This is a genomic window from Streptomyces sp. TRD_SC_5 (genome assembly GCF_056836825.1).
The window spans coordinates 4,109,390-4,121,846 of the sequence record NZ_JBWZZS010000001.1 but is presented as its reverse complement, the minus strand read 5'-3'; the positions used below and the strand labels follow the sequence as shown (position 1 = coordinate 4,121,846).

The window sequence follows — 12,457 nt, the reverse complement described above, 5'->3', positions numbered from 1 at the left end:
TTGGCCTGGGGCCGCACCACCCCATAGACCTGCCGCGCCTCGTCCACTCACCCGGCGGTCGGCCGCGCGAGCCTGGCCCGGTGACGGGCTTGCGCCGGGGCCCGGCCCCGGGGGCCGCCCCCCGTAAAGAACCAGCGGTGGAGGGGTGGGTGTCAAGGGTGGAGCGGAGCGGAATCGCCGCAGGCGACGCGACGCAGGAGCGCCCTTTACACCCGGCCCGCAACCGCGAAACTTCCGAAAAGGGCGGCCCCTTCAGCAGACGCAGCCAACGCCCCGGGCGCACCCGCACCCGCCCTCGCGCCCTGCCTCACACCAACCCGGCGCCGCCCACCGCTACCCGTTCCCGCCATGGCGTGCGTACGGTCTCGACACGCGGCCGAGGCTCGAAGCCCGCCGCCCTGGCCGCCGCCGCCCTGCGGCACTCCCCGCACAGCGTCTCCCCCGAAAGCGGCCTGAACGCGTGATCGTCGCCCGGCCCCCCGCACAGCACCAGTTCGCCCCGGACGCGGTCCGGCGGAAGCGCCGCCGTAGCGCGCATGCGGGCGGCGGACGGTACCTCCGGCATCTTCTGCGCCAGCCGATGCCGCAGGAAGCCGACCACCGACCTGATCCCTTCCACCGGCAGCCCCGCGCTCAGCGCGTGCCGAAGTTCGCCCGGCGAGACTCCCCGCCGCAGCCACTCGACCGCCGTCTCCGCCAGCCCTCGAGCTTCCCGTACGCCCAGATGCAGCCGACGGTCCACACGACGCAGCGACAGCAACACGCGCTCGGCTTCAGCGAGTTCCCCGGCCAGAGGTCCGGCCGGGATGACCGGTCCGACCGCATCGACCGCATCGACCGGATCGGCCGGATCGACCAGGTCGGCCGCCTCGCGTTCGGGTGGTGGGTGGGGAGCGTTCTTCTCCTGTTCTTCATCCTCCGTAGGAGAGCCGACGACCACCCGACCGGCCGAATCACCGGCCGTCGGAATCTGCGCACTCGGTGACGCGACAACCACAACCTCATTCGTCAACGTCTGCTCCGTAACCCAACGCCCGCGCTCGTTCTGCCACTTCCTCTCCCGCAGAAACCCGCACTCGACCAGCAGCGCCTTGGCCTTCTGGTACGCCCGCGGCTTGATCCCCAGCCGGGCGGCGTGCTCACTCAACGGCTTCCCGCACCGGCTCTCGGGCAGCCCGAGCACGTACAGCAGGAGCATCTTGGCGTCGTTGTTGAGGCGCGAATGCCGCACGATCGCGTGCGGGGCCTTCAGGTAGTCGCGCGAGGGCGCGATAGCATGCCGAAGCATCCCGTTGGACCTCTCATGTGTCTAGTCCAGTGGTGTGTAGGTCCTCGGCCGGTGCTCCAACACCGCCGGGGGCCGCTCCGAGTAACGGAGCGTGATGACGCGATTACCGTACAGCACGAAGCGCTCTTTCGACCATTTCGCGCAACAACTCGCCGTCGACGAAAGGCACTTCCGCCGTCGGCCGCGACTGCCACCCCAGGGGCCAAGTGGCCCCATCCAGTGCCGGTACGCCGACAAATGCCGCACATCCCGCGTTACGGCTCAGCGCGCGCACGCCTGCCGGCCAGCGGTGAGCGGCGGCGGTTTGCGGTGGCAACAGGAAGTACATGTTCCGCGCGCCAGTCTCTTCACGGACGATCGGCCCGGCCTGGAACCCCGTGAACTGGAGCAGTTCGTACGCCGCCTGCTCGCCCAGAATCCCCTCAACCCGGACCGCGTCGAAGTGGATTCCGGCATGTCGCAGGGCGTGACCGTGGGCGGGCACCCATGAGGGCGCAGTTTCTCTGTTCATGAAACAGACGATTGCGCATCGGAGTTGGATGTGACCAGCACCACATGACGACTGTGCAGGTCTGTGCACTCCGGGAGGTTGCTGTGCACAACGGTGAACGAGGCTCGAAGTCATTCGGCGCGCTGTTGCGTTTCCATCGCAGCCTGGCTGACATGTCGCAGGACGCGCTGGCCGGCCACATCGGATTCTCCAAGTCACAGGTAGCCATGGTGGAAAGAGGGGAGCGACCCCCTAGGGGCAAGTTCGTCCCCAAAGCGGACGAGGCACTGGGCGCACAAGGTGCACTACTGGTCGTGGCGGAGAAGGAGTTCAAGGACAGCGGGATTCCACCATGGACTGAGGATTACCTGGCCGAGGAACAGAAGGCCTCTTCCGTCCACTCGTACCAGGACCACGTAGTACCCGGGTTGCTCCAGACCAATGCGTACGCACGGGCACTGTTCAACTGCAACTACTTCCCGTCACTGGACGACGAGGAGATCGAGAAGCGAGTGGCGGCGCGACTGGATCGCAAGCAGCTTTTCCACCGTAAGCCCATGCCCAACGTGGGCTTTGTGATCGAGGAGAGCGCGCTGACCCGCCCACTCGGCGGCCCCTCGGTGCTCAAAGAGCAGTTGCACGCCATCCTCGACATCGGCAGGCTCCGCCACGTCGAGATCCAGGTCATGCCTCATAACCGGCAGACTCACGCCGGCCTCATGGGCCCAATGATCCTGCTGGAGACAGCCGAGCGCCGTCGGCTCGCGTATATCGAAGGACACAAAGGCGGCTACTTCGTCAGTGAACAGCCCGACCTTGGCAATCTATTCGGCAAATATGGCATTCTGCGGGCGCACGCCCTGACCCCCGAAGAGTCCGCGACATTGATCGAACAGGTGGCACAGGAACTATGAGATCGCACCTCAACTGGTTCAAGAGCAGCTACAGCGGTGAAGAGGGCGAATGCGTTGAGGTCGCCACTTCCCGCCACACGATCCACGTCCGCGACTCCAAGGACACCACCCGCCCCGCCCTCGCCCTCTCCCCCTCCACCTGGTCGGCCTTCGTCGCGACGTACCGCAACGAAAACGGCTGCGACACGGACCTCTAACTGCCCCGCCACAGTGGCTGATTGGTGCTCTTGGCCTTCCGCGCCCGCGTCCATAGCGTGGGCGCGTCGCTCACTGACCCGGGCGACGGGGGAAATCCCTTGAGGGAGAGGAAGTACTTCATCATGCCCAAAATCCGTACCGCGCTGGCCGGCCTCGGAACGGCAGCCCTCCTCGGCGCCATCTCAGTCCCGGTGGCTTCCGCCGCACCGGCCGGCGAGCAGGCGTGGGGCGCGTGCGCCAGCGGCAACGTCTGCTTCTACACGGGAGCGAACGGAACCGGTTCCAAGTGTTCCTGGAGCGTCGCCGACGAGGACTGGACGCAGGGCTCCATCCGCTGTTCCTGGTCCCAGACCACGAACGTGAAGTCGGTGTGGAACCGGGGCACCAGCTCGGCCTCCGGTGTCGCCTACTACCAGTGGCGCAACTACAACACGCGCAAGGGCTGCACGCCTCAGGGCCAGCGAGGCAACCTGGCGGGTACCTACATGCTCAAGTCGCACCGCTGGATCAGCGGCTCCTGCGGATGACCGGTTGACCAGCTGACCAGCTGACCAGCCAACAGACTGGCCCGCTGATACCAGCCGCTGCCCCCGCCACGCACCTGGCGGGGGCAGTACCGGCTAAGGGCGTGCAGATCTTTAACTCGTCTTTTTGACCTTGGTCTGGTTGGGGTCGGGAGCGAGGAAGGTTGCGACGTCGGCTGGTGTGCGGAGGCGGGCGGTTGAGGTGTTGATGTGGTGGCCGTGTGCTTCCAGGAGTGGGTGGACCTCCTGTTTTGCGCGGCTGATGGTCATCGCGGTGACGCCGAAGAGTTGGCCGAGGAGGTCCATGGTGGCGAGCTTGCGCAGGTGGAGCACGGTGGCCAGGATCCGGTCGGCTGCGGTGAGCTTGGCTTTGGCTCCTGCGCCGGAGGCGACCAGGCGCTCGTGACCGCGGCGGGTGCGGAGTACTCGCTCGCGTTGAACCTCCAGCGCGGGCGCCAGCGCGTCGATGAGCTCGGTGAGCTGTTGGCGGGTCATGCCGGTCAGTTCAGGGTCCTGTAGGGAATGCTGCGTGAGGCAATGTGGCCTGTCCGCCGGGTCCTGGCCTGGCGCGCTGTCGGCCGTCGCCGCGTCCATCAGGTCGTGGGGGTGGAGGGTGTAGTTCCAGTCGCCGTGGAAGCGGTGCCGGGTGATTGGCAGGGCGGCGATCTCGTCGTCGCTGACCTGGATGCCGGTGGGGTATGGGTTGGTGTCGAGTTCGGCGTGCACGGTCAGGCCGGTTTTGGTGGTGGTCGCGGCGATGCTCTCGACGATGACTTCGTGGCTGGTCAGGGGCCTTCCCCGCCAGTTCATGGTGATGTGGGAGAACAGCCGGTGCTCGATCCGGTTCCACTTCGATGTTCCGGGAGGCAGGTGGCAGACGGTGATCGTCAGGCCGGTTTCGGCTGCGAACCGGGCAAGTTCGGTCTTCCAGGTGCGGGTGCGATACCCGTTGGATCCGCCCGCATCGGCGGTGATCAGCAGCCGGTCGGCTGTCGGATAGGTGGTCCGCCCGGCTCCGTTCCACCAGCGGCGGATGGATTCGACGGCGAACGCGGCGGTGTCGTGGTCGGTGCCCACGTTGACCCAGCCGGCGTTCGCGGCGACATCGTAGATGCCGTAGGGCACCGCCCTGCCCAGCTCACGATCGGGGAAGTCGTGGGTGTCGACCCGCACCGGCTCGCCTCGCGGCTCCCATTCACGGCCACCGTTCTTGAAGGGACCGACCAGTTCCTTCTTCTTCGTGTCCACACTGATCACCGGAGCGCCGCCGTCCTGGTGGTCGCGGGCCTGTTCGTTGAGGTAGTGGAACTGCGCGTCCCGGTCGGGGTGCTGCTTGCCTTCCAGGGTCTTGGCGTTGCTCTGCAGGCTGAATCCCTCCTCGCGCAAGAGGTCGCCCACCGTGTCCGCGGCAATCCTGTGGCCCTGCCGGGTCAGCTGCTCGGCGAGCTTGCGGGTGGACTTGGTAGTCCAGCGCAGCGGCGACATGGGATCTCCGCGGACCTCGGGCTCGACCAGCATGAGAAGCGCCTCCCGAACCGCCGGGTTCAGGTCGACGACGCGTTTGCGGCCACCGCCGGACCGCCGAATACGCCCCAACGGGGCCTCGCCGGAGTCGAGTTCCCGCACTCCGGCAGACACCGTGGCTTCACGGACACCAGCGGCGCGGGCGACCGCTCTGATCCCGCCATGGCCGAGGGACTGGGCTTCTGCCCCTATCAACAGGCGGCGCTGCCGCTCGTCCAGGTGCGGCAGAATCGCCCCGAACTTGGTTGCCAGCACCACTCGTTGCTTTTCCAACCTGCTCATGCCAGACCAACGAATCACCGAGCGGAAAGCCACGAGTTAAAGATCTGCACGCCCTAACAACGGCTAACGGAATGACGGCGTCGAGACTGCACTGGGCTCACTCCGAAGGCCGGTGGCCGGTGGCCGGTGTCCGGTAGTAGGGAGAAACACCCTGGTCACAGGGGTTCTCGTGGCCGTAGCCTGCACTCGTGATGGAGGAAGACGACACCAACCCAGCTGTCCGCGTCGGAGGTGATCGCTATCGAGCGATCAGCCTGCGCTTCCACCAGCTGACACGCTCCTTCCCGGAAGAGCGTGATGACTTGCTGCGGGACTTCCTCGTGACGGCTCAAGGTGAGTCGGTGCGGATCGAGGTCACGGTGAGGACCTGGAACGGTGACGGCCTCGATGTCTTCCTCGCCGAGCTGGCCGAAGAGTTTCGAGGATGGAACGGCACTAGGACCTGGCGCTCTCTTGAGGACGACCTGACGCTGGCTGCCGAGCACGCAGGATCACACGTCCGATTGACGTGGGGGCTGCACGACCGTCTCCCCGACGACGAGTGGCGTTTCGACATGACGACCAGCCATGCTCCTGGTGAGGACATGCGCCGCCTTGCTGTCGAGATGCGTACCTTCTTGGAGTCGGACCCGCCGTAGTGAGCGGAGACAGCTCGTCAGTCTTTTAAGGCGGCACAACGTGCCAAGTTGTCGATCACGGACCCGGCCGCGGTAGATGTCGTGGTCGTAGCCGCGGTCGGCGAACAGCGAATCCGGTTTGCGGCGGGGCCCGCCGACCCGCCCACGGACCGGCGGGATCGCGTCAAGCAGACCAGTCGTAGTTGGCGCTGTAGGCCGCGATCGCCAGGAAACCCGCCACCGGGCCGCACGAAACCCAGACCTTCTGCCTTCGGTTCACCATTCCGGGAGAAACCACGACAGGGTAGAGAGCTACGCTTATCGCGGAGAACAGCCACCACAGCGGCGACGATTTCTCCGGCATCAGAACCCTTTCCGTTTCCCTCGCCACGACGGCCGGGGGACTTCTCACCCTGAACTGCAGCTATTTCCGTATGGGATGGCGCGCTTCTGTCCGGCGCGTGCGGCCGCGGCACTCGACTGCCCTGAGCTGAGCTCCGCAACAACTGCACTCGTCGGTCGATGCCGTTCGCCAGGACCAGCGTTCCCTCGAGGCGCGTTATGTCAGCCCAAGTTCCGCGCACGTCCCCTTGCTTCGAGCGCGCTCGAAGGCGTTGGCTTGTCAACCATGAAGTACACGCAACTCGGACGCACGGGACTCAAGGTCAGCCGCCTCGTCCTCGGCACGATGAACTTCGGGCCGCAGACCGACGAGGCCGACAGCCACAGCATCATGGACGCCGCTCTCGGGGTCGGCGTCAACTACTTCGACACCGCCAACGCCTACGGTTGGGGCGCCAACAAGGGGCGGACCGAGGAGATCATCGGCTCCTGGTTCGCGAAGGGCGGCGACCGGCGGGACAAGACCGTCCTCGCCACCAAGGTGTACGCGAACATGTCGCTGGACGACACACCGCCCTGGCCCAACCACGACCGCCTCTCCGCCCTCAACATCCGCCGGTCCGTCGAGGCCAGCCTCAGGCGCCTCAAGACCGACTACATCGACATCTACCAGTTCCATCACGTCGACCGGCACACGCCGTTCGAGGAGATCTGGCAGGCGGTCGACGTACTCGTGCAGCAGGGCAAGATCCTGTACGCCGGGTCGTCCAACTTCGCCGGCTGGCACATCGCCCGCGCCAACGAAACCGCGCGGCGCGTCGGCTCGTACGGACTGGTCAGCGAGCAGTGCCTCTACAACCTCGCCGAGCGGCGCGCCGAGATGGAGGTCATTCCGGCCGCGCAGGAGTACGGCCTCGGGGTCGTCCCGTGGTCGCCGCTGCACGGCGGGCTGCTGGGCGGCGTACTGCGCAAGGAACGTGAGGGCGGGGCGGCCCGCTCCTCGTCCGGGCGGTCGGCGGACGCGCTCGCGAACACGACGGTCCGGGCGCAGGTGCAGGCGTACGAGGATCTGCTGGACAAGCACGGGCTGGAGCCCGGCGAGGCTGCCCTGGCCTGGCTGCTCACACGGCCGGGAGTCACCGGGCCCATCGTCGGGCCGCGCACGGCGGAGCAGCTGGAGTCGGCGCTGCGCGCGGTCGAGCTGGAGCTGACGGAGGAGGTGCTGGCGTCGCTGGACGAGATCTTCCCGGGGCCGGGGCCGTCTCCTGAGGCCTTCGCCTGGTAGCAGGCAGTAATAGGCAGTAGTTGGCAGTAGGCAGGCAGGAACGCACACACACACGCACGCACGCACTCGTGTCGCCGTGGCGCCACGGCCCGCGCGGCGGCTAGCCGCCGACCGCGGCCGCCACGGCGACGACGACGAACATCAGCACGAGTACACCGGCCATGATCCGGTTTCTGCTTTTCGGGTCCACGCATCGAGCGTAACCGGACACGACTCCCACTCCCCCCGCCGCCCCGCCCCAGCACCTCACCGCCCCAGCGGCCAGATCCGCATCGCCTCGTACCGCGGCTGCGCTCCCGGCACTCCGGCCACCGGCGGGTTGCTGCGCATGAGAGCAAGCTCACCCACCGTCCAGGCCTCGCCCTCGAACGCGGCCAGCGCCTCGACGTACGGCCGCAGGTCCGTGTCGAAGCCTGTCCGTCCCCGGGCGATCGTCAGGTGCGCCTTGTACGCCCGGTGCTCCTCCATCGCCACCCCCGCCCGCCGCGCCGCCGCGTCCGCCCGGTCCGCGAGCAGCCGCATGGCGTCGAGGCCGCCCGCCGCCCCGGCCCACAGGGCGCGCCGGCCGAAGTGGCCGCCGCCGTAGATGCGGAGGGGGAAGGGGTCCTGGCGGGCGGCGGCGCGGGCGAAGCGTTCCTCGACGACGGGGAGGAGGTCTTCGTCCACCTCGCCGAGGAAGGCGAGCGTGAAGTGCCAGCCGTCACGGCCCGTCCAGCGGAGACCGTCCGTGCCGGGGAGAGTGTGCAGTCGGTCGACGGCGAGTCCTAGCTCGTCGAGGGCCGTTGCGGGCGGGAGTACGGCGGCGAAGAGTCTCATACGACCAGTTTCCGGCACCCGGTGATCGACTGCGGTCGCCGCCCACTCGAACGTGCACTTCCGCTTTCACCTGCGCAGACAGCAGGCAAACATGGTGGCATGGCTACCAGGATCCAGACCCTCGTACTGCTGGGCCCCTGGAGCACTCGAACCTCAGGTTCGGGTGGTACGCGGCCGTTGGCTTCCTCGAAGCCAACGGCGTGCACCTGAAGCCGGACCCCGCCAGAGCGACGGCGCTGCTCTCCCAGGTGGCTCCCGGCACGCCGGGCGTACGAGCCCTCGCGCGCGACCTGCGCGAGTGGGCCGAGTCCTGACGAACGTACGACGACGTACGACGACATACGACGACGTGCGACGACGTACGACAGGTCCCGGGCGCACGCCGCCCGGGACCTGCTCGTCACGTCACGTCGACGGCATCACGCCACCGTCGCCAGCTCCTTCGGCCGTACGGCGGCGTCCTCCTGCGGGAGCGGCACCTTCGGTACGAACTCCACGTGCCGGTGCCCCCGCCGCAGGTCCAGCTTCAGGCGCAGGCCACCGAGGCGGGCCAGTACGAGCGCCACTCCCACGCCCGCCAGCAGCGAGATCACGCCGCCCGTCGCGAAGCCGACGCGGGCGCCGTAGGTGTCGGTGACCCAGCCCAGCAGGGGCGCGCCCACTGGCGTACCGCCCGCGAAGACCATCATGTAGAGGCTCATCACGCGGCCCCGCATCGCCGGGTCGGTCGCCATCTGGACGCTCGTGTTGGCGGTGATGTTGACCGTCAGGCCCAGCATGCCGATCGGCACCAGCAGCAGCGCGAACAGCCACAGCGTGGGCGAGAACGACGCCGCGATCTGCAGCAGGCCGAAGGCCATGGCCGCCGCCACCAGCATCCGCAGCCGCGAGGAGCGGCGGCGCGCGGAGAGCAGCGCTCCGGCCAGTGAGCCGGCTGCCATCAGGATGTTGAAGAAGGAGTACAGCCCGGCTCCGCCGTGGAAGACCCCGTCGGCGAAGGCGCTCAGCCAGATCGGGAAGTTGAAGCCGAAGGTGCCGACGAAGCCGACGAGGACGATGGGCCACATCAGCTCGGGGCGCCCCTTGACGTACCGCAGGCCCTCCCGCAGCTGGCCCTTGCCGCGCGGGACTCGCTCGACCTTGTGCATCTCGCTCTGGCGCATCAGCAGCAGGCCGACGAGCGGGGCGAGGAAGGACAGGCCGTTGAGCATGAACGCCCAGCCGCTGCCGATCGTCGTGATCAGCACGCCCGCGACGGCGGGGCCGATCAGGCGGGCGGACTGGAAGTTCGCCGAGTTGAGGCTGACCGCGTTGCGCAGCTGGTCGGGGCCGACCATCTCGGACACGAAGGACTGCCGGGCCGGGTTGTCGACGACCGTCACCATGCCGAGCAGGAACGCGATCAGGTAGACGTGCCAGACCTGGACGTGGCCGGAGAGCGTGAGGGCGGCGAGCGCGACGCCGCACAGCCCGAGGGCGGCCTGGCTGAAGAGCAGCAGGGTCCGCTTGCGGTACCGGTCGGCGATGACACCGCCGTACAGGCCGAAGAGCAGCATCGGCAGGAACTGGAGGGCCGTGGTGATGCCGACGGCCGCCGCCGACCCGGTGAGGTCGAGGACCAGCCAGTCCTGGGTGATGCGTGACATCCACGTACCGGTGTTGGACACGACGGCGCCGGTGGCGAACAGCCGGTAGTTGCGGATCTTCAGGGACGAGAACATGCCCGTCCCCTGGTGTTCCTTGTTCCTGAGGGTCTCGTGGTGGGTGTTCGGTGCGGGGGCGGAGTCTGCTCCGGATCCCGTACTCAAAGTGGGTTCGCCTCCTTGGCGGCGCGCGGGGTCAGGGGTGTGGGTCAGAGGTGTGCGAGCTTCTCCAGAACGGGGGCGGCAGCGCGCAGCTTCGCCCATTCGTCCTCGTCCAGGCCCTCGGCGAGGCCGGCCAGCCAGGCGTTCCGCTTGCGGCGGCTCTCTTCGAGCATCGCCTCGGCGGTCTCGGTCTGGCTGACCACCTTCTGCCGGCGGTCGTCGGGATGCGGCTCCAGCCTGACCAGTCCCTTGGCTTCGAGCAGCGCCACGATGCGGGTCATCGAGGGCGGCTGCACATGCTCCTTGCGGGCCAGCTCACCGGGGGTGGCGGAGCCGCAACGAGCGAGGGTGCCGAGCACCGACATCTCGGTGGGGCTCAGCGATTCGTCGACGCGCTGATGCTTCAGGCGCCGGCCCAGCCGCATGACGGCCGAGCGAAGGGAGTTCACAGCGGCAGCGTTGCCGTCGTGCGACAGGTCAGGCATGTATTTAGCGTAACTCATTACCCACACTAAAGACCACCCGTATCGACCCATCACCCATACGAGTGAGATCGCTCCGGAAAGTGACGCGCCGCCCGGGGGCGGGCCGCGACGCTGTCCCCATGGGATCGACAGTGCTCAGCCTGCGAATAGACGGTGAGCTGCACGACCGCCTCCGGGACCATGCCGCCAAACGCGGAATGAGCGTCCAGGACTATGTGGTCCGGACGCTCATTCGCGACGACTTCGACGAGCGCTTCAAGACGGCGGTCGACGAGACAGAGAAGTTCTACGGCCTTACGTGAGTTGCAGCGCCGGCATCAGGTAGTAGAAGGCGAAGACCGCCGACACCGCGTACATCGCGATCGGCACCTCGCGCCCGCGCCCCGCCGCCAGGCGCAGCACGCAGAAGGCGACGAAGCCGATGCCGATGCCGTTCGTGATCGAGTACGTGAACGGCATCATCACCATGGTCAGGAACGCCGGGATCGCGAGCGTGTAGTCGCTCCAGTCGATGTCCTTGACCGAGCCCGACAGGATCAGGAAGCCGACCGCCAGCAGGGCGGGCGTGGCCGCCTGCGACGGAACCATCGTGACCAGCGGCGTCAGGAACAGTCCTACGGCGAAGAGGCCGCCGGTGACGACGTTCGCCAGGCCCGTGCGCGCGCCCTCGCCGACACCGGCGGTGGACTCCACGAAGCAGGTGGTCGCGGAGCTGGAAGTGGCGCCGCCTGCGGCGACGGCGATGCCGTCGATGAGCAGCACCTTGTTGACGCCGGGCAGGTTGCCCTTCTCGTCCAGCAGCTTGGCCTCGTCGCTGACGCCGAGGATCGTGCCCATCGCGTCGAAGAAGCAGGACAGCAGCACGGTGAAGACGAAGAGGACGCCGGTCAGCAGACCGACCTTCTCGAAGCCGCCGAACAGGCTCACCTGGCCGACCAGACCGAAGTCGGGCGAGGCCACCGGGTTGCCGGGCCACTCCGGGGTGGTGAGGCCCCACGACGGGATGTCGGCGATCGCGTTGACGATCAGCGCGAGGCCGGTCATCACGACGATCGAGATGAGGATCGCGCCCGGTACCTTGCGGACGATCAGCGCGAGCGTGAGCAGTACGCCGAGTACGAAGACGAGCACCGGCCAGCCGTTGAGGTGGCCGTCCGCGCCGAGCTGGAGCGGCACGGTGGTGTGGGCGGCGTCCGGCATGCGCGAGACGAAGCCCGAGTCGACGAGGCCGATCAGCATGATGAAGAGACCGATGCCGATCGCGATGCCCTTGCGCAGGCTGATCGGCACCGCGCTCATCACGCGCTCACGCAGGCCGGTCGCGACGAGCAGCATCACGACGAATCCGGCGAGTACGACCATGCCCATCGCGTCGGCCCAGCTCATGCGGGGCGCGAGCTGGAGCGCGACGACGGTGTTGACGCCGAGGCCGGCCGCGAGCGCGATCGGCACGTTGCCGATGACGCCCATCAGCAGCGTGGAGAACGCGGCGGTCAGCACGGTGGCGGTGACCAGCTGGCCGCCGTCGAGCTGGTGCCCGTACATGTCCTTCGCGCTGCCGAGGATGATCGGGTTCAGCACGATGATGTAGGCCATCGCGAAGAAGGTCGCGAGGCCGCCCCGGATCTCGCGCGCGACGGTGGAGCCCCGCTCGGAGATCTTGAAGAAGCGGTCGAGACCGTTCTGCGGCTCCGAGGGAGACGGCGGCTGCTTGGGGTCGACCGGAGCCGTGGCCGAGGGAGACATGCGTGACCTCATGCGGAAGAAGGGAAGCTAAGGGAGTGCCCTGGAAGTGGTCGACCCTGGATGTTCAGACGAACAAAACCAGTCAGACCAAAGCCGTTTCAGTATGAATACATAAGGGAAAGATCGCTATCTCCGCGCGTA

The 12,457-nt window shown here is 67.6% G+C and carries 13 protein-coding genes and 1 pseudogene; 6 read left to right on the top strand and 8 right to left on the bottom strand.

Annotation, left to right across the window (positions count from 1 at the left end):
• Positions 1 to 307: 307 nt before the first annotated feature.
• The gene (locus tag AC1P0E_RS19205; RefSeq protein ID WP_482743380.1) at positions 308 to 1,288 is read right to left on the bottom strand and encodes a hypothetical protein; all 981 of its coding nucleotides are present in this window, start codon (positions 1,286 to 1,288) and stop codon (positions 308 to 310) included.
• 103 nt (positions 1,289 to 1,391) lie between these two features.
• Positions 1,392 to 1,799 carry a hypothetical protein gene (locus AC1P0E_RS19200; protein WP_482743379.1) on the bottom strand — a complete coding sequence of 136 codons (408 nt, stop codon included), beginning with the start codon at positions 1,797 to 1,799 and terminating at the stop codon, positions 1,392 to 1,394.
• A gap of 44 nt (positions 1,800 to 1,843) precedes the next feature.
• On the opposite strand from AC1P0E_RS19200, the gene AC1P0E_RS19195 reads away from it, so the two are divergent.
• From AC1P0E_RS19195 to AC1P0E_RS19185, 3 genes are all read left to right on the top strand, one after another.
• Positions 1,844 to 2,692: a helix-turn-helix domain-containing protein gene (locus AC1P0E_RS19195; protein WP_482743378.1), complete on the top strand. Its 849-nt coding sequence runs from the start codon at positions 1,844 to 1,846 to the stop codon at positions 2,690 to 2,692.
• On the top strand, positions 2,689 to 2,889 hold the full coding sequence (locus tag AC1P0E_RS19190; protein ID WP_482743377.1) for a DUF397 domain-containing protein: 201 nt from the start codon (positions 2,689 to 2,691) through the stop codon (positions 2,887 to 2,889). The genes AC1P0E_RS19195 and AC1P0E_RS19190 overlap by 4 nt, the downstream gene beginning before the upstream one ends.
• A gap of 123 nt (positions 2,890 to 3,012) precedes the next feature.
• The gene (locus AC1P0E_RS19185) at positions 3,013 to 3,417 is read left to right on the top strand and encodes a peptidase inhibitor family I36 protein (RefSeq protein ID WP_482743376.1); all 405 of its coding nucleotides are present in this window, start codon (positions 3,013 to 3,015) and stop codon (positions 3,415 to 3,417) included.
• 111 nt (positions 3,418 to 3,528) lie between these two features.
• Here AC1P0E_RS19185 and AC1P0E_RS19180 read toward each other — a convergent pair whose 3' ends face one another.
• Positions 3,529 to 5,220, bottom strand: a complete 1,692-nt coding sequence (locus tag AC1P0E_RS19180) for an ISAzo13 family transposase (protein WP_482743375.1) — start codon at positions 5,218 to 5,220, stop codon at positions 3,529 to 3,531.
• Between the two features lie 191 nt (positions 5,221 to 5,411).
• Between AC1P0E_RS19180 and AC1P0E_RS19175 the strand changes: the two genes are divergently transcribed.
• Positions 5,412 to 5,858: a DUF6228 family protein gene (locus tag AC1P0E_RS19175; RefSeq protein WP_482745809.1), complete on the top strand. Its 447-nt coding sequence runs from the start codon at positions 5,412 to 5,414 to the stop codon at positions 5,856 to 5,858.
• 51 nt (positions 5,859 to 5,909) lie between these two features.
• On the opposite strand, the pseudogene AC1P0E_RS19170 reads toward AC1P0E_RS19175, so the two are convergent.
• Positions 5,910 to 6,053, bottom strand: a pseudogene (locus tag AC1P0E_RS19170) (IS5/IS1182 family transposase); the annotation flags it as partial.
• A gap of 412 nt (positions 6,054 to 6,465) precedes the next feature.
• Here AC1P0E_RS19170 and AC1P0E_RS19165 point away from each other — a divergent pair.
• Positions 6,466 to 7,464 carry an aldo/keto reductase gene (locus tag AC1P0E_RS19165; protein ID WP_482743374.1) on the top strand — a complete coding sequence of 333 codons (999 nt, stop codon included), beginning with the start codon at positions 6,466 to 6,468 and terminating at the stop codon, positions 7,462 to 7,464.
• Positions 7,465 to 7,710: 246 nt separating this feature from the next.
• Here AC1P0E_RS19165 and thpR read toward each other — a convergent pair whose 3' ends face one another.
• From thpR to AC1P0E_RS19150, 3 genes are all read right to left on the bottom strand, one after another.
• Positions 7,711 to 8,280, bottom strand: coding sequence for an RNA 2',3'-cyclic phosphodiesterase (gene thpR, locus AC1P0E_RS19160; protein WP_482743373.1), 570 nt, complete (start codon positions 8,278 to 8,280; stop codon positions 7,711 to 7,713).
• Between the two features lie 419 nt (positions 8,281 to 8,699).
• Entirely contained in the window at positions 8,700 to 10,088 is a 1,389-nt protein-coding gene (locus AC1P0E_RS19155) for an MFS transporter (RefSeq protein ID WP_482743372.1), read from the bottom strand.
• 44 nt (positions 10,089 to 10,132) lie between these two features.
• On the bottom strand, positions 10,133 to 10,570 hold the full coding sequence (locus AC1P0E_RS19150; protein ID WP_138898141.1) for a MarR family winged helix-turn-helix transcriptional regulator: 438 nt from the start codon (positions 10,568 to 10,570) through the stop codon (positions 10,133 to 10,135).
• Positions 10,571 to 10,689: 119 nt separating this feature from the next.
• On the opposite strand from AC1P0E_RS19150, the gene AC1P0E_RS19145 reads away from it, so the two are divergent.
• The gene (locus AC1P0E_RS19145) at positions 10,690 to 10,872 is read left to right on the top strand and encodes a toxin-antitoxin system HicB family antitoxin (RefSeq protein WP_355720936.1); all 183 of its coding nucleotides are present in this window, start codon (positions 10,690 to 10,692) and stop codon (positions 10,870 to 10,872) included.
• Here AC1P0E_RS19145 and AC1P0E_RS19140 read toward each other — a convergent pair.
• Complete coding sequence (locus AC1P0E_RS19140; RefSeq protein WP_482743371.1) at positions 10,865 to 12,316, bottom strand: NCS2 family permease; 1,452 nt, start codon at positions 12,314 to 12,316, stop codon at positions 10,865 to 10,867. The two genes, AC1P0E_RS19145 and AC1P0E_RS19140, sit on opposite strands and share 8 nt — an antisense overlap.
• Between the last annotated feature and the right edge of the window lie 141 nt (positions 12,317 to 12,457).